This window comes from Enterobacter cloacae complex sp. I2, assembly GCF_014896205.1.
GTDB lineage: Bacteria > Pseudomonadota > Gammaproteobacteria > Enterobacterales > Enterobacteriaceae > Enterobacter > Enterobacter quasihormaechei.
Map to the genome: position 1 here is coordinate 1 of NZ_JADBRA010000010.1, position 24,120 is coordinate 24,120.

Consider the following 24,120-nt stretch of genomic DNA (forward strand, 5'->3'; position numbering starts at 1 on the left):
TTGGATATGTTTTTAATGTCAATTTCCGTTTTCTTATTATCTTTACTAATAGCATTTTCAATAAAGGCAGTTGACAGAAATAAACTGGTTTCATAACAAGGTAAAATCCTGGGGGAGTTTGACTCCCCCATTTTATTTAAACACATATCTTTTAGTGCCATTTATCCATGTGATATTTATCCCTGTATGGTGATAAATTTAATATCGCTCATTAGAAACTACTGGTGGTATATTATTTGAATAAACTAAAAAATTATTTTCTCGTCCGGCCTGGAAGGTCGGGTAGCTGATTATCGGATGATGATATTCTCCAGCATCAAAGCCTCAGATTGAGTTAAAAGGTATTTACGGGATGGATAATAACACCTGATTTTTGTAAGTGAATAGCCAGAGCTGAAAAGTGTGACCCCGGTAGGGGATCACATATTTAGCTGGTTGAGCAAAGAGATCATTCCAGGCCGTACTTAATTTTACTGTCCACCTGAGGCTGTGGTTTGCTGAAAAGATATCCCTGCACCAGCTCGCACCCCAAAGCCTGAAGACGCTCAAGCTGCTCTTCGGTCTCAACACCCTCGGCAATAACACCCATGTTAAGGCTTTTAGCCATTCCGGTAATAAGTTTTACAATATTAAGCGCATCGTCTTGCGTAGATATCGGGTTAACAAAAGATTTATCGATTTTGATTTTATCAAAATTCAGTTCACTGAGGCGTGAGAGCGACGAGTAACCCGTGCCAAAATCATCGATGGAAATTCTTACGCCCAATGAGCGTAGCTTTTTGAGAATGGTAATAGGATTATTTCTGTCGCTGAAGAGTGATGACTCTGTGACCTCTAACTCAAGACGGTTAGCCGGTAGCCCGGTCTCTGTCAGAACGGACTGCACCGTACTAATAAATGATTTGCTGCCCAACTGGACAGGCGAGACGTTAACGGAGATCCTCGCCGGAACCGCCCAGGAGACCGCTTCCCTACAGGCCAGTTTGAGTACGGTTTTGCCTATCTCGTTGATCATGCCTGTTTTTTCAGCAGCGAAAATAAAGCTATCAGGAGAGAGCATTCCTTTTACAGGATGCATCCAGCGAATCAGCGCTTCATAGCCGTAAATTTCCTTGCTGATGGAATTCACAATAGGCTGGTAATAAACAATAAACTCATTGTTCTCTATCGCCTTGGCCATATCGTTTTCAAGCGTTCTGCTCTCCTGCAACTTCTGAAGCATTCGCTGGCGGAAAACTTTAATCTGCTGTGAGCCTGCCTTTTTGGCCTCATAGAGCGCCAGATCGGCGAACTTATAAAGATAATCAGCGCGTCGTTCATTATCTGATAAAACAATGCCCACGCAGGTGGCAATTTTTATGAGCTGATTATTAATTGTGTAGGGCTTGCTGATATTCTCGCTGATTTCTCTTGCGCGCGAAACGGCTTCGCTTTCGGTTAATCCGCTGGCTAAAAAAGCAAACTCGTCTCCGCCTAAACGGTAAAAGGTGTCTGAAATACTGCTCATGGCGGTCAGTCGTCTGGATACCTGGCGTAACAGTAAATCGCCAGCATCATGACCATAGGTGTCGTTGACCTCTTTGAAGCGGTCTAAATCAAATAACATCACCGTGACGGGGATATGATTTTCCTCGGCCTCAAGATTAAGTTTGCTGAGGTCATCCCAGAAGTAGAGGCGGTTTTTCATGCCGGTGAGGGAATCATGGTAAACGTCATACTCCAGTTTTGAATTTTGAACCTGTAGGGTCTCTTTGGATAACTGGAGTTCTTCTGCCAGACTTTCAACCTGCCTGTGCGCTTTCAGGATATTTTTATTTTGATAGATTGTTAAAAACCCCAGAATAATACTCAGGATGATCAGCAGTAAAGAGAGGGCAGAATAAATATAATACAGGATCTGTATTTTATGGTTGGTGCTGTTAATCGTGCTAATATCTTTCGTTAACGCGCTTGATGATAGCTGGCTGAGCGGAGCGTCCAGTAAATGCATGGTATGCAGGTATGTTTTTACGTCCGAATGGCTCATTTTTTCGAGGTTACCATCCAGATAGGCAAGTATTTGATCGAGTCTTAACGCGAGGTCACGATGCGCCTGAACGTTTTTAACGTAATGCCCTAAATCCCCCTCCTTAAACAGATCGTTCTGGCTTAGCATAATTTCCAGGCGCATGCGGACCTGGTCTATCGTAACGTCGTCGGAGTCGGTTGCGTACAGACCAAGCCATGATTCAAAGCGATAATATTCGGATACCAGTTGGGCGACAGACCATGACTCCGTGTAATGAGTCAGTTTTTGGAGCTCCTGCTGTCGATCGTAAACCAGAAAAGCAATATATCCAGTCGTGATAAAAAGAGAAAAAATGATACCAACCAGTATCCTGTTCATTATGTTCTCCTGAACTGCTATTCAATCTTCATCTTGCTGACCTGCCATGCCGAGCGCGAGTAATATATTTGGTTATTTAATTCAGGAAGACTGTCATAAGGATATACGATGAATGCCGGGCCTTTATCGCGAATGCGCATATATTCGCCATTAACCTTTAAAGCGAGTATGGCATTGTATTTTTTGAAGTCGCTGAGCGGGATGGCTGTCGCGTAATCATTAAGCGCAATAACATTGACCACGTTACCCTTGGCACCCACATAATCCATGAGTTTGCTCATCGGAACACCCTCAAACTTAGTGCGGCCATTGTACCAGGGAGATGACGTCTGGAAGCTCACCATACCGAGTTTTTCAAGGCTGGCGATATCAAACACGGCTTTTCCACTTTCATTCGTGTTCTCAATATTCCCGTAAATGGTTAAAATGGGTTTACCAGCAGGTTTTGGCAACTCAGCAGCCAGGGTGACGCTTTGCACTAAAAAGCAGCACAGCAGTAGGATTAATCGCATTTCAGCCTCCACGTTTTATCATAAGTATAAGAATTATAATTTAGTTATCCTACTAGTTTATATATTTTCTCTCCCCCCACGTTTATCCATCATGGGCAGGATGTTAAAACGCCACCCGTCGGGTGGCGCAGGGGTATTTAACGATTATTCGGTTGGTCAGCAAAGCCGTTCTGCCGGGGTGAACTGACGCAGGCTTTAGCTTGTGCATCAATGTGGATCCCGGCTGATGGCCAGTCCAACACCTGTCGTTGCGCCTGTAACCAGTGCATTATTACCGCTGAGTTGAAGATCCATAATTTTTACTTTCTGATGATGCGTGAGGGCGCTTTACTCATTGTTCTGCGGGGAATAAATTAGCGGAGTGAAAAACATTCGTTGTGAAAGCGTAGAACGAGCCAAAAATGTGATTGTTCTGGCGATGCCGGCGTCTTCATTACCGTCGCTGAATATGGCTCATTTACTGCCGCAGCGCCGTCAGTCGGTTGCCACCCGAGCGATGATTAATCTTCTTACCGCAGATGCATGACAAGGAACTGTCCATCATGAAAAAAGATAGCTATGCGTTTTTAATTCCACTCATCGTTGGCGGGTTGGCATTGATATTTGCCTTTGTTGTCTGGTCAATCAAGATTTATCGCGTGACATTTCTTACGGTCCTGGGGGAGCAGTATCTTGCGGCTGGCACATTGCTGCCGCCGCTGGTGGCGATGGTGATATTCATCGCGAAGAGGGTGTTTAAAGATAAAACCATTGGTGATGTTGTCAAAATGTACCTCGGCCTCATCATCTTCAGCCTGCCGGTTGCCATTTTCGTCATCTTTACCGCTGCCTGGCTACTGGGCGGAGAATACTCTGCCTGGAGCCAACCTTACCGGTATGAATCCGGAAGCCGAAATCGTTGTTCGGGGGCGGCAGTTTATGAGCCGGAACTCAAGAGAGAGATCCGCATCTGTTATCCGCAGGGATATTATTTTATCGATGGCACCCTGTACGTGGAAAAGCGGAGCAATTCGCTGGGTATGGTGGTGCTTTGGGCGATCGCGCGCTCCTGAACCTGGACACGAATAACCCCGTTAGCCCGCCTCCAGCATCCCAAAGCTGACAATCCGCGAGCGCCCCAGCTCTTTCGCCCGGTAGAGCGCAACGTCCGCCGCGCGCAGCAGGTTATCGCCCTGGGCGTGCTGCGGATAGCTGGCGATCCCGATCGACACATCCACCGGGCCAATCTCCGAAAGCCCGTAGCGTAGCGAAAGGGCATGCACACCGTTGTAGATCTCCGTTGCGGCTGCGTGCGCTGCTTCCTCATCCGCACCGGTAAGAAGCGCCAGAAACTCTTCGCCACCGTAGCGGAAGGCCAGCCCGGTATCGTGCACCGTCCGTTGAATAATGGATGCCACGCTTTTGATCACCAGATCGCCAGCCTCATGACCAAAGCGGTCATTAATGCTCTTGAAGTGATCGATATCGATCATCAGGCAGCTTACCGGCTCCTCGTTACGCACGGCCTGCTTCATTTGAGTACGTAACGTATCTTCCAGATGGTGGCGATTACGCAGCCCCGTCAGGGGATCGAACAGGGCTTTTTCCAGCAGCGCATCGCGCAGCCGCTGGTTGGCCAGCGCCAGTCCCAGCGCCTCGGCCATCAGTTCCAGATAGGCGCGGGACGGCGCGGTTTCAGGCGTGATGTTCTGGAATGAGAGCAATCCAATCGCCTCGCCCTGAGCAATTAAGGGAACGCACAGCGATTGCTGTGCCTGTGATTCAGGCAGATGATAACAGCCGATATCCGGCTCGCCGTTCACCGGCGGATGGCTTTGACCACGCCGGACGGCCCAGCATTCGTCAGGATGGAACGGCTTTTTATCCCCTTCGGGCGACAGCCATTCGGCCGCACAGCGCATCTGCCACGGATCGCGTTCCAGAATATACAGACGCCCGGAAACGCCCGGCGCAATATTGGGCGCAAACAGCTCCGCCACGTTCATCACGTCGGCAAAGTTTTCACAGCCCTGCAACCGCTGGGTCATTCGCGCCAGCAGTTCGCGGATGGCCCAGTCAGCATCGCGCTCTTTTTCCAGCCGCTGCCTTGCCAGACCGTTCTCGCGGAAGATACGGATGGCCTGCGCCATATCGCCGATTTCATCAACCTGGGTGAAGTTCGGCGTTTCGACGGCGTAATCCTGCGATGCCAGACGATGAACCACGTCACTCAGACGCACCACCGGACGGAGTACGCGGCGCTTGAGGATAAAGCCCATCACAAACAAGAAGAGCAGGGCAGTCAGGCCGACCATCACCTCCGAGGCAGTTCGAAGCGTTTTGGACGTTTTGGTTGCGGCCTGCACGTCGGCAATAATGCGCTTGTCCAGCAGCATGCGAAAGCGTTCGATATTGTTGTGTGCCCGTTCGAGTTCCCGCTCATAGCTCTTACCAAAAAGCAGCGCAACGGCCTGCTGTTCCTCGCCCCGGGCGATGCCGTCAATGGCTGACTGCTGTTCATCCTGGAGTTCGTCTACAATTTTCAGTCCGTCGTACAGCAGCGCCAGCTCTTCACCCGATGCCCCGGTGTTTTTGAGCTGTCGCAGCGTGTGTTCAATATTTTTCAGCTCGGCTTCTTTCGCCTGGTATTTCTCAAGCACCTCGGGCTCTTTTTGGATGACGTAAAGTCGCGCCAGATCGGAGAGCATCCAGGTGTCTGTCTCGATCTCCTCCGTCAGCTGATCGAAGACCTGGCGTTGTTTAACGGCTTCACGTTCGATGTTATCGGCATGGGAAGCCATCAGCATGACGATGCCGGAGGCAATGGTCAGGCACACCGTGACGCCATAAGCCCAGTTTGTGATCGTGGCGATTCGCACCTGTTGGTTTCCTCTGCGACAAAAATGAAAGAGCGTTCATTCAGATTATAGAAAACCGCTGATTTATGGCGAAAAAAAAGGCGACCTGGGGCCGCCTTACAGAATGTCTGCTTTAGAGATCCGGAGGGTTTCTTCCCTCTTCGATAAAGTCTGCGTCAAGCTCCTCGGCATTGCCTTCGTGATCGCGCCCGGAGAAGAGGTTCCAGCAGGCGATAAACAGGGCGGCAATCAGCGGCCCAATCACAAAGCCGTTAATCCCGTACAGCTCCATACCGCCCAGCGTGGTGATCAAAATCAGGTAGTCCGGCATTTTGGTGTCTTTACCCACCAGCAGCGGACGCAGCAGGTTGTCCACCAGCCCCACGATAATGACGAAGAAGCCTACAATGAACAGGCCCTGCCACAGCTGGTGGGTGGCAAACAGGAAGATGGCGGCGGGAACCCAGACGATGGCCGACCCGACGGCAGGCACAAGAGAGAGGAATGCCATCAGCGCGCCCCACAGTACGCTGCCGTCAATACCCACGATGGCAAAGGCGATACCGCCGAGCGTACCCTGAACCACCGCCACGACCGCCGTGCCTTTTACCGTGGCGCGCGATACGCCGACAAACTTAGCGAACAGGTGCTGTTTGGCGAAGTCAGACAGCGGCAGCGAGTCGAGGATCTGGCGCACCAGATACGGCCCGTCCTTCAGCAGGAAAAACAGCAGATAGAGCATAATGCCGAAGCTAATAGCAAAGCCGAATGTCCCTTTACCAATCAGGAACGCGCTGCCCGCCAGATACTGTCCGCCCTGTAACGCGACATCGGAAAGTTTTTTCTGGATCTGCGCGGCGTTGGTGAGGTTGTGATCCGCCAGGAAGCCGCTGGCCCAGTCCGGCAGGCGGTTGAAGATACCGGCGATCACTTCCGGGAACTGCGTATTGTTCTGTTGCAGCTTGGTGTAAACCATGTTCAGTTCCACCGCGAGCGATGAAAGGATCACCATCAACGGAATAAACACAATCAGGCAGATAATGCCGAGAGTGAGGAGTGAAGCCAGCCCGTTGCGATCGCCCAGCGCGGTACGCAGTTTGTTTTTCACCGGGTTGAAAATGATGGTCAGGATCGCGGCCCACAGAATCGCCGAGAAATAGGGAGACAGCACGTCAAAGAAGGCCCAGGTGACAAGGGCCAGGATAAGAATAAAGAAACCTTTGGTCAGTCCGTTAAAGCGCATAGTAAGTCCTGGTGAAGAAGAAACTGTGTCGACTATAGAACTGATTTAGGGATTTACCAATAATTGCGCTGAAGTCGCGGCGGGTGGCTTTTTGTTAACAATCGCGGTATAACACCTCTTCTTTGGATGTTTAGATGTCCATACGTTTAGAAGGTAACATGCAAACACAACAAGAAAACGGGCAGCTTAAGCGCACCATGAAAACCCGCCACCTGATTATGCTCTCGCTGGGTGGCGTTATCGGCACAGGGTTATTCTTCAATACCGGATACATCATTTCGACAACTGGCGCGGCGGGCACGCTGCTGGCGTACCTGATCGGTGCGCTGGTGGTCTGGCTGGTGATGCAGTGTCTGGGCGAACTTTCCGTGGCGATGCCGGAAACCGGCGCGTTTCACGTCTATGCCGCCCGCTATCTCGGCCCGGCGACGGGGTATACCGTGGCGTGGCTCTACTGGCTCACCTGGACGGTGGCGCTGGGATCGAGCTTTACCGCAGCCGGTTTCTGCATGCAGTACTGGTTCCCGCAGGTTCCCGTCTGGACGTGGTGCGTGATCTTTTGCGCGGTGATTTTTGGCCTTAACGTGATTTCCACGCGCTTTTTTGCCGAAGGGGAATTCTGGTTCTCTCTGGTGAAAGTCATCACTATCGTCGCCTTTATTATTCTCGGTGGCGCGGCCATCTTTGGCTTTATCCCGATGGCGGACGGCTCTGCCGCGCCGGGGCTGAGCAACATTACCGCCGAAGGCTGGTTCCCGCACGGCGGTCTGCCGATCCTGATGACCATGGTGGCGGTCAACTTTGCCTTCTCCGGGACGGAACTTATCGGCATCGCGGCAGGGGAGACGGAAAATCCGCACAAGGTCATTCCGGTTGCTATTCGCACCACCATCGCGCGGCTCATCATCTTCTTTATCGGCACCGTGTTTGTGCTGGCGGCGCTGATCCCCATGCAGCAGGCCGGCGTGGAGAAAAGCCCGTTCGTGCTGGTGTTTGAAAAGGTCGGCATTCCCTATGCGGCCGATATCTTTAACTTCGTGATCCTGACGGCTATCCTCTCGGCGGCGAACTCGGGCCTGTACGCCTCTGGCCGTATGCTGTGGTCTCTGTCTAACGAGAAAACGCTGCCGCGCTGCTTTGCCCGCGTCAACAAAAACGGCGTGCCGCTGACGGCGCTCTCCGTGTCCATGCTGGGCGGCGTGCTGGCGCTGTTCTCCAGCGTGGTCGCGCCGGATACGGTGTTTGTGGCCCTGTCAGCCATTTCTGGTTTTGCGGTGGTGGCGGTGTGGATCAGCATCTGTGCGTCGCACTTTATGTTTCGTCGCCGTCACGTGCAGTCCGGCCAGCCGCTATCCGCGTTGCAGTATCGCGCGCCGTGGTATCCGCTGGTGCCCGTGCTCGGCTTTATTCTTTGCCTGGTCGCCTGCGTCGGTCTGTGGTTTGACCCCACCCAGCGCATTGCCCTTTATTGCGGGCTTCCGTTTGTCGCCCTGTGTTATGGTGCGTACTACCTGACCCGAACTCTGACTACGCAGGAGCCTGAACATGTCGCAGAATAATCCGCTTACCGCCCTCCTTGAAAAACAGCCGTTTGTGGTGCTGGATGGGGCGATGGCAACGGAGCTGGAAGCGCGCGGTTGTAACCTTGCCGACAGCCTCTGGTCGGCCAAAGTGCTGATGGAAAACCCTGAACTGATCCGCGACGTGCACCTTGATTACTACCGCGCGGGTGCACAGGTGGCGATCACCGCCAGCTATCAGGCGACACCCGCAGGCTTTGCCGCTCGCGGGCTGGACGAGGCGCAATCCCGGGCGCTGATCGGCAAAAGCGTAGAGCTGGCGCGTAAGGCGCGCGAGGCGTACCTGGCGGAGAACCCACAGGCGGGCACGCTGCTGGTGGCGGGTTCCGTTGGGCCGTACGGCGCGTATCTGGCCGATGGTTCCGAGTATCGCGGCGACTACGTGCGTAGCGCTGAAGCATTTACCGCCTTCCACCGCCCCCGCGTGGAGGCGCTGCTGGATGCGGGCGCGGATCTCCTGGCCTGTGAAACGCTGCCTTCGTTCCCGGAAATCAGGGCGCTGGTCGCGTTGCTGACGGCGTATCCGCGCGCACGGGCATGGTTCTCATTCACCCTGCGTGACAGCGAGCACCTGAGCGACGGAACGCCGCTGCGGGATGTCGTTTCTGCGCTGGAAAGCTACCCGCAGGTTGTCGCGCTGGGGATTAACTGTATCGCGCTGGAAAACACCACGGCGGCGCTGACGCATCTGCACAGCCTGACGTCGCTGCCGCTGGTCGTCTATCCGAACTCCGGGGAGCATTACGATGCGGTGAGCAAAACGTGGCATCACCATGGTGAAGCCTGCGAAACGCTGGCGGGGTATTTACCGCAGTGGCTGGCGGCGGGCGCGAAATTAATCGGCGGATGCTGCCGGACCACGCCGAAAGATATTGCTGCGCTGACGGTTCAGCGCTGAGGTCTTTGCCGGGTGGCGCTGCGCTTACCCGGCCTACGGTTCGTGCAATTTGTAGGCCGGGTAAGGCGCAGCCGCCACCCGGCACAAACCAAACCAACCGCACAAAATTCACTATCCTTTCCCGCTTTTTTTCTAAAAACGAATCGTCATTAGCGATGCTTTTTTATTCCTTTATCAAAATTCTCGCGCCGGAAATACTGCCCTTATAACAACAAGGGGAGCAGAGAGTATGGCTATTTCATCGCGGATCACATTACTCGGCGCGCTGGCGCTGTGGGCATTTCAGGCGCAGGCGGTGGACGTCACCGTGGCGTATCAGACTTCCGCGGAACCGGCGAAAGTCGCGCAGGCGGATAACACCTTCGCCAAAGAGAGCGGGGCAAAAGTCGACTGGCGCAAGTTCGACAGCGGCGCGGCGATTGTGCGGGCGTTAGCCTCGGGCGACGTGCAGATTGGCAACCTGGGCTCCAGCCCGCTGGCCGTTGCCGCCAGCCAGCAGGTACCGATTGAAGTCTTCCTGCTGGCGTCGCAGCTCGGAAATTCCGAAGCGCTGGTGGTGAAGAAAACCATCACGAAACCCGAAGAGTTGATTGGTAAACGCATCGCGGTGCCGTTTATCTCCACCACGCATTACAGCCTGCTGGCCGCGCTGAAACACTGGGGCATCAAGCCGGGGCAGGTGCAGATCATTAACCTGCAACCACCGGCGATTATCGCAGCCTGGCAGCGTGGCGACATTGACGGAGCCTACGTCTGGGCGCCCGCCGTCAACGAGCTGGAAAAAGACGGCACCGTGCTGACCGACTCCGAAAAAGTGGGGCAATGGGGTGCGCCAACCCTTGATGTCTGGGTAGTGCGTAAGGACTTTGCCGAAAAATACCCTGAAGTGGTGAAAGCCTTCGCCAGAAGCGCCATCGACGCCCAGCAGCCGTACATCAATAACCCCGATGAATGGCTTAAACAGCCCGCCAACCTGGAGAAACTCTCACGACTGAGCGGCGTGCCGGAAGCAGACGTGCCGGGGCTGGTGAAGGGCAACACCTATCTGACGCCGGCTCAGCAGGTCCAGCAGCTGAACGGGCCGGTAAGCAAAGCGATTGTCGATACCGCAACGTTCCTGAAAGAGCAGGGCAAAGTGCCTGCGGTGGCGGCGGATTACAGCCAGTTCGTGACCGATCGCTTTGTGAAGTAAGGAGGCTGCGATGCTGAACATTACAAACCTGTCTGCCGATTACGGCGGCAAACCCGCCCTGGAAGAGATCAACCTGACGCTGGACAGCGGTGAACTGCTGGTCGTGCTGGGGCCGTCCGGCTGCGGGAAAACCACGCTGCTGAACCTGATCGCCGGGTTTGTACCGTATCAGCACGGCACGATCCACCTGGAAGGGAAACGGGTCACGGGGCCGGGCGCAGAGCGCGGCGTGGTCTTTCAGAACGAAGGGCTACTGCCGTGGCGAAACGTACAGGAAAACGTTGCGTTCGGTTTGCAACTGGCTGGCGTGGCGCGTGAACAGCGCCTGAGTACGGCGCGCGACATGCTAAAAAAAGTCGGGCTGGAGGGGGCTGAAAAACGTTTTATCTGGCAGCTTTCGGGCGGGCAGCGTCAGCGCGTCGGGATCGCCCGTGCGCTGGCGGCCAATCCACAGCTGCTGCTGCTGGACGAACCTTTCGGGGCGCTGGACGCCTTCACCCGCGAGCAGATGCAAACCCTGCTGCTGCGCCTGTGGCATGAAACCGGCAAGCAGGTGCTGTTAATCACCCACGATATCGAAGAGGCCGTGTTTATGGCGACGGAGCTGGTGCTGCTCTCTCCAGGGCCGGGGCGCGTGCTGGAGCGCCTGCCGCTTGAATTTGCCCGACGCTATGTTGCGGGAGAACCGGTGCGCAGCATTAAATCCGACCCGCTGTTTATCGAAAAACGGGAATACATCCTGAGCCGCGTGTTTGAGCAGCGGGAGGCCTTCTCATGAGCATTGTCTTCAGTGAAAAACCGCGGCGTGCGCGCCTCGCCGTACGCTGGCCGTTCTCTCGCCGGATCGCCTTAAGCGTCGGCACGCTGGCGGTGTTGCTGGCGGTATGGTGGGCGGTTGCCGCTCAGCAGTGGATCAGTCCGCTGTTTCTGCCCCCGCCAGGCCAGGTTCTGGAAAAATTGATGACCATCGCCGGGCCGCAGGGCTTTATGGATGCCACCCTCTGGCAGCATTTAGGCGCCAGTCTGGCGCGTATTCTGGTGGCGCTGCTGGCGGCGGTGATGATTGGCGTTCCGGTGGGGATCGCGATGGGGCTGAGCCCGACGGTGCGCGGCATTCTCGATCCGCTGATAGAGCTTTACCGGCCCGTTCCGCCGCTGGCTTATCTGCCCCTGATGGTGATCTGGTTTGGCATCGGCGAGACGTCAAAGATCTTACTGATCTACCTGGCGATTTTTGCGCCGGTCGCGATGTCGGCCCTGGCTGGCGTAAAAAGTGCGCAACAGGTACGCATACGCGCGGCGCAGTCGCTCGGTGCCAGCCGCGCGCAGGTGCTGCTGTTCGTCATTTTACCGGGCGCGCTGCCGGAGATATTGACCGGGCTGCGCATTGGCCTTGGGGTGGGCTGGTCTACGCTGGTGGCGGCAGAGCTGATTGCCGCCACGCGCGGGCTTGGATTTATGGTGCAGTCGGCGGGAGAGTTCCTGGCGACTGACGTGGTACTGGCAGGGATCGCGGTGATCGCCGCGATCGCCTTTGGATTAGAACTGGGACTGCGCGCGCTACAGCGTCGCCTGACGCCCTGGCATGGAGAAATACAATGAGTGAACGTCTGACGATTACCCCGCTGGGGCCGTACATTGGCGCGCAGGTGTCGGGCCTGGACGTAACCCGTCCGTTGAGCGATAACCAGTTTGAGCAGCTGTATCACGCGGTGCTGCGCCATCAGGTGGTGTTCCTGCGCGATCAGGCCATTACCCCGCAGCAGCAGCGCGCGCTGGCCCTGCGCTTTGGCGACCTGCATATCCACCCGGTCTACCCGCATGCGGAAGGGGTGGAGGAAATTATCGTGCTCGACACCCATAACGATAATCCGCCCGATAATGACAACTGGCACACGGACGTCACCTTTATCGACACACCGCCAGCCGGGGCCATTCTGGCAGCAAAATTACTGCCAGAGACCGGCGGCGATACGCTATGGGCGAGCGGCATTGCGGCGTTTGAGGCGCTCTCCGCGCCGTTCCAGACCCTGCTAAGTGGCCTGCGGGCAGAGCATGATTTTAAAAAATCGTTCCAGGAGTATAAGTACCGTAAAACGGAAGAGGAACATCAGCGATGGCTGGATGCGGTCGCAAAACACCCGCCGCTGCTGCACCCGGTGGTGCGTACCCATCCGGTGACCGGCAAGCAGGCGCTGTTTGTGAACGAAGGGTTTACCACGCGCATTGTGGACGTAACGGAAAAAGAGAGCGAGGCGCTGCTCAGCTTCCTGTTTGCGCATATCACGAAACCGGAATTTCAGGTGCGCTGGCGCTGGCAGGAGAACGATCTGGCGATCTGGGATAACCGCGTCACGCAGCATTACGCCAATGCGGATTACCTGCCGCAGCGAAGGATTATGCAGCGGGCGACGATACTGGGGGATAAGCCGTTTTACCGTCCATAACCCGTCGTTTCCGCAGTTCATGCAGGCCGGGTAAGGCGTAGCCGCCACCCGGCAATGGGCTACAAATGGGCCTCGATGTACCGCTGATAGCGGTTCGCCTTCAGATAGCACAAATCCACCAGCACCAGCCCGTCCACGCAGTTATTGAACGCCGGATCGCTGCCGAAATCGATAAACTGCACGCCACCTGGCTCGCATAGCTCGGAATACTGTTTATAGAGCGGCGGAATGCCGCATCCCAGATTGCCCAGCAGGGATTTCAGCTTTGTCAGGTCGTCCACGTAATCCACTCCGCCAAACTGTGCCAGCACGTCCGGAAGCGAGGCCGGATAGGGTTGACGCGAGGCGGCTAAGGGATGGCTGGCCGGAAACCAGAGGCGATAAAACGCCACCAGCAGATCCCGTGCGGCAGGCGGTAAGCCGCCGGAGATAGACACCGGGCCAAACAGGTAGCGGTAGTGCGGATAGCGCGCCAGATAGGCGCCAATGCCTGACCACAGATAGTCCAGACCGCGACGTCCCCAGTAGCGCGGCTGTATAAAGCTGCGCCCCAGCTCAATGCCGTGCTCCAGTATGTCCTGCATTTTTTCGTCGTAGTGGAACAGGCTGTAGCTGTACAACCCGTCAACGCCGCGCTTTTCAACCTGCATCGCCGTCGGCATAAAGCGATACGCGCCGACAATCTCCAGATCGTCATCATCCCAGAGGATCAGGTGCAGATAGTCATCATCGTAGCTGTCCATATCCCGGCGCTTGCCGCTGCCTTCTTCCACGGCACGAAAGGCAATCTCGCGCAGCCGTCCCAGCTCGCGCAGAAGAGGTGCCTCCTCCTGCCCGTTGCGCTGCCACAGGTAGATGGTTTTACCATCGCTGGTTTTGCCCAGACACTCGGCCTGCGCCAGTTCGCGCTTCAGCGTGGCCCGATCTTCCGGGCGGGCAATGGCGCACTGGGTTTTAAAGACGCCAGGCAATCCCTTGCCAAGTCGTATCACGTGCTGACGGCACTGCTCGGCCATTTCACGCGATGAAAGGGTAGCGCTAAATCTGTCATTCCAGGCAATCTGCTGGCCGATTTTGATCGGCAGCTGGCTGTGACGACGGCGAAACATCTGTTGCATCAGCAGCAGCATGGATACCGTGGGCGATACCAGCGTGCTGGCATAAAACAGCAGGCTGTTGTGCGCCTGAATATGTACCGGGAGTAACGGCACCCGCAGTTTGCTGGCCAGCTTGATAAAGCCCGGATGCCATTTTTTATCGCGGATGCCTTTGCGCGTTGGGCGGGAGACTTCGCCCGCCGGGAAGAAGATCAGCACGCCGGCGTTTTGCAGGTGCTGCTCCATCTGTATCAGCGAGGCTTTTGCGGTTTTTCCGCCCATATTATCCACGGGGATAAACAACGAACTGAGGGGCTCAAGGTGGGACAGCATCCGGTTGGTGACAACCTTAACGTCGCGGCGCACGCGCGAAACGGCGTACAGCAGTGCCAGCCCATCCAGGGTGCCGGTCGGGTGGTTAGCTATCACAATGAGTGGGCCGTGTTCGGGGATTTGTTCGAGATCGCGGGCGGAAACGGTGCAGAGAATATCAAGGTGTTCCAGAACCTGCTCCACCATATCCAGCCCTTTCAGGTGACGGTGGCGGGCGGCAAACTGCTGAAATTCGTCTTCGTGGAGCAGTCTTTTTAACAGACTTTTTTGCCAGGGTGCGGGCCTCGCCTGAGGCCAAAGGTCATCAAGAACGCTGTCGAGACTAAACATTGATCACTCCTCCTGCCGTCTTGCCCAGACAGTAGAAGGAGGAGATGTCGGTTGTATTGCAGTTTGGTGAAGATTAGCGGAGGATTTTTTTCTCGGCCAGATCCAGCGCGAAGTAGCTGAAGATCAGATCCGCGCCCGCGCGCTTGATCGCCCCCAGGCTTTCGAGGATCACTTTCTCTTCGTCGATGGCACCCGCCTGCGCGGCGAATTTGATCATCGCGTACTCGCCGCTCACCTGGTAAGCGCCCAGCGGCAGTTCAGTGCGTTCGCGAATGTCGCGCAGGATATCCAGATACGCGCCGGCCGGTTTCACCATCAGACAGTCTGCGCCCTGAGCCTCATCCAGCAGAGACTCACGAATCGCTTCGCGGCGGTTCAGCGGGTTCATCTGATAGGTTTTACGATCGCCCTTCAGCGCCGTGCCCGCCGCTTCACGGAACGGGCCGTAGAACGAAGAAGCGAATTTGGTGGAGTAGGACATGATGGCGGTGTCGGTAAAGCCTGCCGCATCCAGCGCCTGACGAATAGCCTGAACCTGTCCGTCCATTGCCGCCGACGGCGCAATGAAATCCGCACCCGCAGCGGCGGCAACCACCGCCTGCTTGCCGAGGTTCAGCAGGGTCGCATCGTTGTCCACGCCGTGATCGCACAGCACACCGCAGTGGCCATGAGAGGTGTATTCGCAGAAGCAGGTATCGGACATGACGATCATCTCCGGCACGCTCTCTTTGCAGATACGCGACATGCGGGCCACGAGGCCATCTTCCTTCCAGGCATCGCTGCCGGTGGCGTCGGTGTGGTGGGAGATACCGAAGGTCATCACCGAGCGGATCCCCGCGTTGGCAATGCGTTCAATCTCGCGGGCCAGATGCTTCTCAGGAATGCGCATCACGCCCGGCATCGCGTCGATGGCTTTGTAGTCATCGATCTCTTCTTCAACAAAAATCGGCAACACCAGATCGTTTAAGCTCAGTGTTGTCTCTTCAAACATGGCGCGCAGTGCGGGTGACTTGCGCAGGCGACGGGGACGTGCAATTAAATCGGTCATGGTATGCCTGATGTTTGTGGAACAAAGAGGTATAGTGTACCTGAAAGCGGGAAGCGGTGTTTTACTAAAGTTGTCTTTTAGATTTTCGAAATCGACTAATATTCTTCACATGTATTTTGTCTATATTATACGTCTTATTATGGGGTTTAACGTGGTGTGAAATATTGGCGAAGCTTCTATATTAGATGGAGGTTATAACTATTAATGATTTATTGTATTTTATGATAGGTATCGAACCGACCGAAGTGGTTTGCAATCAGTTGAATTTATAATATTTATTCATAATGATTGATATTGTGCTGGGTTTTTAAGCTTAGTTGTCTGGATACGGACTTAATTGAATCATTCATTGAACCTTTTCGAAGTGAAACTGCATAATTCTTTCCGCAATTAAACATTGCCAAATGATTTGATGGACAAACTTGCTTACGTCCCTGAGGAGGGATGACCCAATGCAAACATGGAAAAAGAAACTGGTTGTATCACAACTTGCATTAGCCTGCACACTGGCTATCGCTTCTCAGGCCAATGCGAAAGATATATCCGGCACGACCTATAATACTTTTGGATATGACAATACTGCGTCAACTCCCTGGTATTATGGTTATGCTGACTGGGATTATTCAGATGCCACACATGATGGTGACATTTATCCGGTCATCAATAAATCAACCGTAAACGGTGTTATTTCGACTTACTATCTGGATGATGGTGTCAATGGCCGTGCGAACGCGTTGAGTATTTCTAACAGCACCATTAACGGCATGATCACGTCAGAATGTATGACCACGACGTGTGCAGATGGCGTGGATACGGACGGCACCAGCCATACCCAGTACGATCGTTTTAGCCTGACCGTTGATAACTCCACCATCAACGATGCCTACGAGCATTACGCGTATGATGTCGTCAATGGCGAGAATACTGAAACGCATTATCTGGACACCTATGGTCTGGGTAACGCAATTACCCTGGACGTTGAATCTGATATCGTTATTCAGAACAACTCCCACGTCGCGGGTATCACGCTGACGCAGGGTTATCAGGAACTGGATAACACCCCGTACGACGGCGTTGAAGGCGTTGCTAACAGCAGCAATGTCTTTACCGATACGCTGGTGGTGAAAGACTCCGTGCTGACCTCTGGTGCGTACAGCGATCTGGGCACCAACGGGTTCTACGGTCAAACGGCGAAGCCGAGCGACTACGGTGAAACCAACGCCTCGGCTGCGGATGATGCGGCGCTGATCGTTGCGGCCGGCGCGTCTGATAACGCCATGCAGACCACCGCGACCTTCGATCACTCTACCGTAACGGGTGACATTCTGTTCTCTAGCACCTTTGATAACAACTTCTACGAGAATGGCGATCCGGCAACGGATACCACTGAAGATGGTGTCTATAACCCAACCACCAACGGCTGGGACGGTACCGATACACTGGATGTTACGCTGACTAACGGCAGCAAGTGGGTCGGTGCAGCGCAGTCCAGCGTAGAAGCTATCGGCACTGCGCAGATGTATGGCCAGGGCTACAGCAACGTAGACTGGCACGCGTTATCGCCGAATAGCATCTGGCCTGATTCTACCTTTGACAGCAATGGCCACGTTGCCGGGGAAGAGGTGTACCAGAGCGGTCTGTTCAATGTGGCGCTGGATAACGGTTCCGAGTGGGATACCCGCAAGGTTTCTAACATTGATGCGCTGACGGTGAACAACCAGTCTCAGGTCAATGTTGAAAACTCCGGCCTGCTGGCGGATTCAATCACCCTGACCAATGCTTCAACCCTGAATATTGGCGACAGCGGGGCCGTAGCCACCGACAGCCTCTATCTGGACAGCTATAGCCGTGCGGCGCTGACCGAAGAAACCGCTGAACTGTATGCCAACACCATCACAGTGGACAACGGTGCAGAGCTGGCGCTGGGTCTGGGTCAGGTTGATACACACAACATGGTGCTGACCGATGGTGGTGTGCTCAACGTTGCCAGCCGCGATTATGTGCTGAACAGCGACCTGAACAACGCACGCTACATCACCAACGATCGTTACAAAGCGGAATACGACTATGGTGTTGTCGCGCTGAACTCTGACGGTCATCTGGCGGTGAACGGTGACGTTGCCGGCAACTATAAAGTGCGCATCGACGATGCCACCGGTGCAGGCTCCGTTGCTGATTACGAAAACAAAGAGATCATTCGCGTCTATGACAATAACGCGGATACCGCAGCCAGCTTTACTGCCGCAAACAAAGCCGATTTAGGTGCTTACACCTATCAGGCGCAGCAGAAGGGTGACACCGTTGTTCTCCAGCAGAAAGAGCTGACTGACTACGCCAACATGGCGCTGAGCATTCCTTCTGCTAATACCAACATCTGGAATCTGCAACAGGATACCGTGGGTACGCGTCTGACCAACAGCCGTCACGGCCTGGCAGATAACGGCGGAGCGTGGGTGAGCTATTTTGGCGGCAACTTTGACGCGGATAATGGCACCGTTAGCTACGATCAGGACGTAAGCGGCATTATGGTCGGTCTGGATACTCAGATTGACGGTAATAACGCGAAGTGGATCGTCGGTGGTGCGGCCGGTTTCGCGAAGGGCGATATCAGCGATCGTACTGGTCAGGTCGATCAGGACAGTCAGACTGCGATGATCTACGCGTCTGCGACGTTTGCGAACAACGTCTTCCTCGACAGCTCACTGAACTACACCCGCTTTAACAACGACCTCTCTGCTACCATGAGCAACGGTCAGTATGTTGACGGTGACACCACCTCTGACGCTGTTGGCTTCGGGATGAAGCTGGGCTATGACTGGAAACCAAACCTGTCAGGCTACATCACCCCTTACGCGGCGGTATCTGGTCTGTTCCAGTCAGGCGACGACTACCAGCTGAGCAACGACATGCGTATCGATGGTCAGTCTTACGACAGCATGCGTTATGAACTTGGCCTGGATGCGGGTTATACCTTCAACTACGGTGGCGAGCAGGCGTTAACGCCATACTTCAAACTGGCGTACGTGTATGACGATGCCGACAACGAGGCGGATATCAACGACGACAGCATTGATAATGGCGTGGAAGGCTCTGCGGTTCGCGTTGGTCTGGGTACGCAGTTCAGCTTCACGAAAAACTTCAGTGCATACACTGATGCGACTTATCTGGGCGGCGGCGACGTTGACCAGAACTGGGGAGCGAACCTGGGTGTGAAATATACCTGGTAATACAGAAAGCGCGGGGGATTTTGCCCCCGCTTTTTTATGTGCTTTAAAAATAATAAAGAACCGACATATACAGATGACTTGAGGTATGCATGAACGTTAATGCGAAACCACTTTCTGAATTAAGCCGGCTCATAAAGTGTCTGGAAGTCGCCGGTACCCCATTTAAGAACGAACCACAGCAATTAATAACTCCCGGCAATAATGATGATGAACCATTGACCTTTGTAATACAGTCCGGCATGACAGCCGTCCACCGTAAATCAGACGAATTACTGGTGGGTATTGCACGAGCACCGTATATTCATGGTTTAAGTGCATGGATAAATGACAGCTATCTTGAATATTCTCTGATAGCACAAACACCTTGTGCCGGATTTTATTTACCAGCTTCTACTGCGTGCCAGCTTATTGAGGAAGCACAGCTTTGGCAAGAAGCTTTCTGCTGGTTGTCCTGGCTAAACCATATACTGGGAAAACGTGATATACAGCTGGTCGGAAATAATTCCTATAGCCAAATTCGGGCGATGCTGATCAATATGGCTGAGTGGGATGACGCGCTACGTTCAAAAATTGGTGTTATGAATCATATTCAGCGTAGCACGCGGATTTCTCGTTCGGTCGTTGCGGAAGTGCTGGCGGCGCTGCGACAGGGCAACTACATCAATATGAGCCGGGGCAAACTGATCAGCATCAACCGTTTGCCCACGGACTATTGAGATCAGTTAGAGGCCGTAAGAACCTGCGCTTTATTGGCGCTGAGCTCGGCCACCAGGTTATTTACGCCATCACTCATATTCACGAAGCGGGTGTTCGGCGACCGGGTGACTACCACAAAAGCGCCTACGTTTGATTGCGGAATCATCGCCATGTAGGTGATGAATCCGCCACCCCCACCGGTTTTTTGAATAATACCCGGGCGGCCCTCTTTTGGTGCCATGTACACCCAACCCATGCCGAGAGCATCGGCTTTACCGGGAACGTCCATACCGATGACGCGACGTAACTGGGCACGCTGGTAGATGAGCGTCTGCATCCGATCAGCCTGATTGCTGCGCGCGTAAAAATCCGAGGAGAGGAACTGCTGCATCCAGCGCATCATGTCGCCGGGGGTTGAATAAACCCCACCGCTGCCGATGGCGGCCAGCGTGTTATTACACGGGCTGGCCCCTTTTTCCGCCACCATCAGCCGCTTGCACTGGTCCGGAGATGGAGTGTAAGTGGTATCTTTCATCCCCAGCGGACGCGTGATCTGCTCTTCAAACAGTTGAGGGTAAGGCTTGCCTGATGCCGACGTTAAAGCGTCAGCCAGCAGATCAAACGCGAGGTTAGAATAGCCAGCCTGCGAGCCCGGAGCCGATTTCAGGGTAGCGGTGCTCAGGTAATTCCAGCGCTGTTCGCGGGTTGGCCAGACAAAAACAGGGCGATGCGCGGCGCCACCAGGCTGTTCTCGCGGCAGGGCGCTGGTATGGGTCGCCAGGTTCACCAGTCTGATAGGCGTGCCCTGATATGTCGGCACGCGCGCGCCGGGTGGGGCATATTTGCTGAGCGGATCGTCGAGTTTCACCACGCCCTGATCGAGTAATTTCACCAGCATTTCACTGGTCATCAGCTTGGTTATCGACGCGACGCGGATGACGGAATCCAGCTGCGGGCGAACGTTATTTCCCGGTCGTGTTTCACCGAAGCTGCGAAACACCCGCTGGTTACCGTCGATCACGACCAGCGCCATTCCCGTCGCACCGCTGCCGTAATAAATCAGGTTCGCGTAGCGATCGGCAATGTCAGAGGCCAGAACCGGGGCCGTCAGAGGCTGGGCTGCCTGGGCGGTGGACAGGGTCACCGCACACAGCGCGGCGAAAGAGAGCAGACAACGTTTCAACGAAAAGCATCCATCAAGTGAATAAGGAGAGTTACGGGTATTTATACTACTAATCGGCGTCGGGCAATGGCCCGATTTGCATAACGATAGCGAGAAAAACGTAACCGTGGGTAAATTTGAACAATTTACTTGCGGCCAGACTCCCATTTTGTGACATCGACCGTATGATAGACGCTACGGTTGCTGTTGCGAATGAAACGCACCGAAACAATTCCTGAAAACGGGAAAGCGAACTAATAATTCACCCGCAGGTCTGACTTTTTTGCCTGAGCCGGGCGGCTGGCGCAGGCAAGGTTTCGCGTGGCGATATGTTGAACACAGCAACAGCCATAACAACAAGAAGGAAGCACAATGTTTAAGTCATTTTTCCCAAAGCCGGGGCCCTTTTTCCTGTCGGCATTTATTTGGGCACTGCTGGCTGTCATTTTCTGGCAGGCCGGTGGCGGCGCGTGGCTGACCCGTCTTACGGGGGCAACGGGCGAGATCCCCATTAGCGCAGCGCGCTTCTGGTCCATGAGCTATCTGCTTTTCTACGCTTACTACCTGCTCTGCGTAGGGCTGTTCGCCATGTTCTGGTTCATCTATTCTCCTCACCGCTGGCAATACTGGTCGATTCTCGGCACGTCGTTAATCATCTTTGTCACCTGGTTCCTGGTGGAAGTGGGCGTGGCGGTCAACGCCTGGTATGCGCCGTTTTACGATCTGATCCAGACGGCGCTGAGTTCGCCGCATAAGGTGACCATAAACCAGTTCTACCATGAGGTAGGGATCTTCCTCGGCATCGCCCTGATCGCCGTGGTGATCGGTGTGATGAATAACTTTTTCGTCAGTCACTACGTGTTCCGCTGGCGTACCGCGATGAACGAACACTATATGGCGCACTGGCAGCACCTGCGTCATATCGAAGGTGCCGCTCAGCGTGTGCAGGAAGACACTATGCGTTTTGCCTCTACGCTTGAAAATATGGGCGTGAGCTTTATCAACGCCATCATGACGCTTATCGCCTTCCTGCCGGTGCTGGTGACTCTCTCGTCGCACGTTCCGGAGTTGCCGATTGTCGGTCATCTGCCATATGGCCTGGTGATTGCCGCGATTGTCTGGTCGCTGATGGGAACGGGGCTGCTGGCGGTCGTGGGGATCAAGCTGCCGGGGCTGGAATTTAAAAATCAGCGCGTGGAAGCGGCCTACCGTAAAGAGCTGGTGTATGGTGAAGACGACGCCAACCGTGCGTCACCGCCTACCGTGCGTGAACTGTTTGGCGCCGTACGTCGTAACTACTTCCGCCTCTATTTCCATTACATGTATTTCAATATCGCGCGCATTCTTTATCTTCAGGTGGATAACGTTTTCGGGTTGTTCCTGCTGTTCCCGTCCATCGTTGCGGGTACGATCACGCTCGGTCTGATGACCCAAATCACCAACGTTTTTGGTCAGGTTCGCGGTTCGTTCCAGTACCTGATAAGCTCCTGGACTACGCTGGTGGAGCTGATGTCCATCTATAAACGTTTACGCAGTTTCGAGCGTGAGCTGGACGATAAGGACTTGCAGGAAGTCACCCATACATTAGGTTAAAAGGAATTGCTATGCCATTTGCCGTACCACGTGGATTACCGCTGACGTTACTCGCCGCCTTCGTGCTGGCGGGCTGTGCCGATAAAGGGGCCGCCCCGCTCAAAGAAGGCGAGAAGCCTGTTGATGTGGCAAGCGTGGTGCGGCAAAAAATGCCCGCCAGCGTGAAGGATCGCAGCGAGTGGGCTGATGCGCTGGCAACGACCTTCAAAAGCCAGAAGATTGCGCCTACCGAGGAGAATATCTGCTCGGTGCTGGCGGTGGCGCAGCAGGAATCAATGTATCAATCAGATCCTGTCGTGCCTGGCCTGAACAAAATCGCCTGGAAGGAGATCGACCGCCGGGCCGAATCGATGCATATCCCGGTTTTCCTGGTGCATACCGCCCTTAAAATCACCTCGCCAAACGGTAAAAGCTACAGCGAACGGCTGGATACGGTGAAAACCGAGAAACAGCTGAGCGCCATTTTCGACGACCTGATCAATATGGTGCCGATGGGGCAGAAGCTGTTCGGTTCGCTGAATCCGGTGCATACCGGCGGCCCGATGCAGGTCAGTATCGCATTTGCGGAAAAACATACCGACGGCTATCCGTGGGATATCGACGGTACGGTGCGTCAGGAAGTCTTTTCCCTGCGCGGGGGACTGTGGTTTGGAACGTATCATCTGCTGAATTATCCGGCGAGCTACGATAAACCGCTGTATCGCTTTGCGGACTTTAACGCGGGCTGGTATGCCAGCCGAAATGCAGCCTTCCAGAATGCGGTAAGTCGCGCCAGCGGTGTGAAGCTGGCTCTGGACGGCGATCTCATTGCTTACGGCAGCAGCGAGGCGGGCACCACCGAACGTGCGGTGCGTAAACTCTCGACGAAGCTGGAGATGAGCAACAGCGATATCCGTCGTCAACTGGAGAAGGGCGATAGCCTGGCGTTTGAGAAAACGGATTTGTATAAGCAGGTCTTTGCGCTCGCCGAGAAGAAAAGTGGGAAGGCATTACCACGAGCCATTCTGCCGGGCATACAGCTGGAAAGCCCGAAGATCACGCGTAACCTGACGACCGCCTGGTTCGCGAAACGCGTGGACGATCGTCGGGCTCGCTGTATGGGACTGTAATCAGCGGCGGTGGCGCCAGCGCAGGACGAGTGCAATGACGCCCAGCACCATGCTGCCCGCGAGGAAGGGGATGAGCCCGAACACGGTGCTCACGCCTAAACCGATTTCAACGCGCGGGCGGCCGGTATCCTGAACCTGCATCAGGTGCTCATACACGCCAGGAGCGTGCACCAGCATATTCAGCAGTTGGGTTCCAGCCCAGAAGCAAAACAGAACAAACAGGGCATAGGCAATGTTCCCCGCAGTGGAGGTTTTTGGTTGTTTTCCGCCAAAAATCGGTTTCGACAATGTAAAGTCTGCCATAAGACCTCCCGAAAATATCACTCTGTTTTAATACGCGTCGTACAGGGTGAGTGTGACAGGTCATAGCATTTGTCAATATCAGAATCGTGGGAAAGTCGGCTCAGGATTCCTCCTGGATTGTCGATTT

The 24,120-nt window shown here is 54.5% G+C and carries 20 protein-coding genes; 12 read left to right on the forward strand and 8 right to left on the reverse strand.

Annotated elements, in window-relative coordinates; translation table 11 throughout:
• Positions 1-448 precede the first annotated feature (448 nt).
• Positions 449-2,386, reverse strand: coding sequence for a bifunctional diguanylate cyclase/phosphodiesterase (locus tag IM300_RS10230; RefSeq protein WP_193036372.1), 1,938 nt, complete (start codon positions 2,384-2,386; stop codon positions 449-451).
• Between the two features lie 17 nt (positions 2,387-2,403).
• Positions 2,404-2,898 (reverse strand): molybdopterin-dependent oxidoreductase, encoded by a 495-nt coding sequence (locus tag IM300_RS10235; protein ID WP_063869143.1) that lies wholly within the window; start codon positions 2,896-2,898, stop codon positions 2,404-2,406.
• A gap of 361 nt (positions 2,899-3,259) precedes the next feature.
• Between IM300_RS10235 and IM300_RS10240 the strand changes: the two genes are divergently transcribed.
• A complete protein-coding gene (locus IM300_RS10240; protein ID WP_193036374.1) occupies positions 3,260-3,424 on the forward strand; it encodes a hypothetical protein in 165 nt (54 codons plus the stop codon).
• 16 nt (positions 3,425-3,440) lie between these two features.
• Positions 3,441-3,950: a hypothetical protein gene (locus IM300_RS10245; protein WP_193036376.1), complete on the forward strand. Its 510-nt coding sequence runs from the start codon at positions 3,441-3,443 to the stop codon at positions 3,948-3,950.
• A gap of 21 nt (positions 3,951-3,971) precedes the next feature.
• Here the strand turns inward: IM300_RS10245 and IM300_RS10250 are convergent, their stop codons facing one another.
• Together IM300_RS10250 and IM300_RS10255 are read right to left on the reverse strand one after the other, a co-directional pair.
• Positions 3,972-5,756 (reverse strand): diguanylate cyclase, encoded by a 1,785-nt coding sequence (locus IM300_RS10250; protein ID WP_193036378.1) that lies wholly within the window; start codon positions 5,754-5,756, stop codon positions 3,972-3,974.
• Positions 5,757-5,868: 112 nt separating this feature from the next.
• Positions 5,869-6,978 (reverse strand): AI-2E family transporter, encoded by a 1,110-nt coding sequence (locus IM300_RS10255; RefSeq protein WP_063451743.1) that lies wholly within the window; start codon positions 6,976-6,978, stop codon positions 5,869-5,871.
• Between the two features lie 158 nt (positions 6,979-7,136).
• Here IM300_RS10255 and mmuP point away from each other — a divergent pair, with 158 nt between their 5' ends.
• The 6 genes from mmuP (at position 7,137) to tauD (ending at position 13,095) form a co-directional block, all read left to right on the forward strand.
• Positions 7,137-8,537 carry an S-methylmethionine permease gene (gene mmuP, locus IM300_RS10260; protein WP_193036380.1) on the forward strand — a complete coding sequence of 467 codons (1,401 nt, stop codon included), beginning with the start codon at positions 7,137-7,139 and terminating at the stop codon, positions 8,535-8,537.
• Positions 8,524-9,456, forward strand: a complete 933-nt coding sequence (gene mmuM / locus IM300_RS10265; RefSeq protein ID WP_193036382.1) for a homocysteine S-methyltransferase — start codon at positions 8,524-8,526, stop codon at positions 9,454-9,456. The genes mmuP and mmuM overlap by 14 nt, the downstream gene beginning before the upstream one ends.
• A gap of 229 nt (positions 9,457-9,685) precedes the next feature.
• Positions 9,686-10,648 carry a taurine ABC transporter substrate-binding protein gene (tauA, locus tag IM300_RS10270; RefSeq protein WP_193036384.1) on the forward strand — a complete coding sequence of 321 codons (963 nt, stop codon included), beginning with the start codon at positions 9,686-9,688 and terminating at the stop codon, positions 10,646-10,648.
• A 10-nt stretch (positions 10,649-10,658) separates the two neighbouring features.
• On the forward strand, positions 10,659-11,426 hold the full coding sequence (tauB, locus tag IM300_RS10275) for a taurine ABC transporter ATP-binding subunit (protein WP_063451739.1): 768 nt from the start codon (positions 10,659-10,661) through the stop codon (positions 11,424-11,426).
• The gene (tauC, locus tag IM300_RS10280; protein ID WP_193036386.1) at positions 11,423-12,250 is read left to right on the forward strand and encodes a taurine ABC transporter permease TauC; all 828 of its coding nucleotides are present in this window, start codon (positions 11,423-11,425) and stop codon (positions 12,248-12,250) included. Before tauB ends, tauC begins: the two co-directional genes overlap by 4 nt.
• Positions 12,247-13,095, forward strand: a complete 849-nt coding sequence (gene tauD, locus IM300_RS10285; protein ID WP_102749794.1) for a taurine dioxygenase — start codon at positions 12,247-12,249, stop codon at positions 13,093-13,095. The genes tauC and tauD overlap by 4 nt, the downstream gene beginning before the upstream one ends.
• A gap of 59 nt (positions 13,096-13,154) precedes the next feature.
• On the opposite strand, the gene IM300_RS10290 is transcribed toward tauD, so the two are convergent.
• Together IM300_RS10290 and hemB are read right to left on the reverse strand one after the other, a co-directional pair.
• Complete coding sequence (locus tag IM300_RS10290; RefSeq protein ID WP_063869125.1) at positions 13,155-14,855, reverse strand: lysophospholipid acyltransferase family protein; 1,701 nt, start codon at positions 14,853-14,855, stop codon at positions 13,155-13,157.
• 73 nt (positions 14,856-14,928) lie between these two features.
• On the reverse strand, positions 14,929-15,903 hold the full coding sequence (gene hemB / locus IM300_RS10295; protein WP_063869123.1) for a porphobilinogen synthase: 975 nt from the start codon (positions 15,901-15,903) through the stop codon (positions 14,929-14,931).
• A 452-nt stretch (positions 15,904-16,355) separates the two neighbouring features.
• Between hemB and IM300_RS10300 the strand changes: the two genes are divergently transcribed.
• Together IM300_RS10300 and IM300_RS10305 are read left to right on the forward strand one after the other, a co-directional pair.
• A complete protein-coding gene (locus IM300_RS10300; RefSeq protein WP_193036388.1) occupies positions 16,356-19,130 on the forward strand; it encodes an autotransporter outer membrane beta-barrel domain-containing protein in 2,775 nt (924 codons plus the stop codon).
• An 89-nt stretch (positions 19,131-19,219) separates the two neighbouring features.
• Positions 19,220-19,846 (forward strand): helix-turn-helix domain-containing protein, encoded by a 627-nt coding sequence (locus tag IM300_RS10305; RefSeq protein WP_112791881.1) that lies wholly within the window; start codon positions 19,220-19,222, stop codon positions 19,844-19,846.
• 2 nt (positions 19,847-19,848) lie between these two features.
• On the opposite strand, the gene ampH is transcribed toward IM300_RS10305, so the two are convergent.
• On the reverse strand, positions 19,849-21,009 hold the full coding sequence (gene ampH / locus IM300_RS10310; protein ID WP_193036390.1) for a D-alanyl-D-alanine-carboxypeptidase/endopeptidase AmpH: 1,161 nt from the start codon (positions 21,007-21,009) through the stop codon (positions 19,849-19,851).
• Positions 21,010-21,360: 351 nt separating this feature from the next.
• Between ampH and sbmA the strand changes: the two genes are divergently transcribed.
• Positions 21,361-22,581 carry a peptide antibiotic transporter SbmA gene (sbmA, locus tag IM300_RS10315; protein ID WP_193036392.1) on the forward strand — a complete coding sequence of 407 codons (1,221 nt, stop codon included), beginning with the start codon at positions 21,361-21,363 and terminating at the stop codon, positions 22,579-22,581.
• An 11-nt stretch (positions 22,582-22,592) separates the two neighbouring features.
• On the forward strand, positions 22,593-23,690 hold the full coding sequence (locus IM300_RS10320) for a DUF1615 domain-containing protein (protein ID WP_063451730.1): 1,098 nt from the start codon (positions 22,593-22,595) through the stop codon (positions 23,688-23,690).
• Here the strand turns inward: IM300_RS10320 and IM300_RS10325 are convergent, their stop codons facing one another.
• Positions 23,691-23,993: a DUF2755 family protein gene (locus IM300_RS10325; RefSeq protein ID WP_063451729.1), complete on the reverse strand. Its 303-nt coding sequence runs from the start codon at positions 23,991-23,993 to the stop codon at positions 23,691-23,693.
• Positions 23,994-24,120 lie beyond the last annotated feature (127 nt).

What these genes read in the sequence shown, in the direction of transcription:
- IM300_RS10230 (WP_193036372.1), bottom strand. Translation starts at nt 2,386, where the DNA reads ATGAACAGGATACTGGTTGGTATCATTTTTTCTCTTTTTATCACGACT.
- IM300_RS10235 (WP_063869143.1), bottom strand. Translation starts at nt 2,898, where the DNA reads ATGCGATTAATCCTACTGCTGTGCTGCTTTTTAGTGCAAAGCGTCACC.
- IM300_RS10245 (WP_193036376.1), top strand. Translation starts at nt 3,441, where the DNA reads ATGAAAAAAGATAGCTATGCGTTTTTAATTCCACTCATCGTTGGCGGG.
- IM300_RS10255 (WP_063451743.1), bottom strand. Translation starts at nt 6,978, where the DNA reads ATGCGCTTTAACGGACTGACCAAAGGTTTCTTTATTCTTATCCTGGCC.
- mmuP (WP_193036380.1), top strand. Translation starts at nt 7,137, where the DNA reads ATGCAAACACAACAAGAAAACGGGCAGCTTAAGCGCACCATGAAAACC.
- mmuM (WP_193036382.1), top strand. Translation starts at nt 8,524, where the DNA reads ATGTCGCAGAATAATCCGCTTACCGCCCTCCTTGAAAAACAGCCGTTT.
- tauA (WP_193036384.1), top strand. Translation starts at nt 9,686, where the DNA reads ATGGCTATTTCATCGCGGATCACATTACTCGGCGCGCTGGCGCTGTGG.
- tauB (WP_063451739.1), top strand. Translation starts at nt 10,659, where the DNA reads ATGCTGAACATTACAAACCTGTCTGCCGATTACGGCGGCAAACCCGCC.
- tauC (WP_193036386.1), top strand. Translation starts at nt 11,423, where the DNA reads ATGAGCATTGTCTTCAGTGAAAAACCGCGGCGTGCGCGCCTCGCCGTA.
- tauD (WP_102749794.1), top strand. Translation starts at nt 12,247, where the DNA reads ATGAGTGAACGTCTGACGATTACCCCGCTGGGGCCGTACATTGGCGCG.
- IM300_RS10290 (WP_063869125.1), bottom strand. Translation starts at nt 14,855, where the DNA reads ATGTTTAGTCTCGACAGCGTTCTTGATGACCTTTGGCCTCAGGCGAGG.
- hemB (WP_063869123.1), bottom strand. Translation starts at nt 15,903, where the DNA reads ATGACCGATTTAATTGCACGTCCCCGTCGCCTGCGCAAGTCACCCGCA.
- IM300_RS10300 (WP_193036388.1), top strand. Translation starts at nt 16,356, where the DNA reads ATGCAAACATGGAAAAAGAAACTGGTTGTATCACAACTTGCATTAGCC.
- IM300_RS10305 (WP_112791881.1), top strand. Translation starts at nt 19,220, where the DNA reads ATGAACGTTAATGCGAAACCACTTTCTGAATTAAGCCGGCTCATAAAG.
- sbmA (WP_193036392.1), top strand. Translation starts at nt 21,361, where the DNA reads ATGTTTAAGTCATTTTTCCCAAAGCCGGGGCCCTTTTTCCTGTCGGCA.
- IM300_RS10320 (WP_063451730.1), top strand. Translation starts at nt 22,593, where the DNA reads ATGCCATTTGCCGTACCACGTGGATTACCGCTGACGTTACTCGCCGCC.
- IM300_RS10325 (WP_063451729.1), bottom strand. Translation starts at nt 23,993, where the DNA reads ATGGCAGACTTTACATTGTCGAAACCGATTTTTGGCGGAAAACAACCA.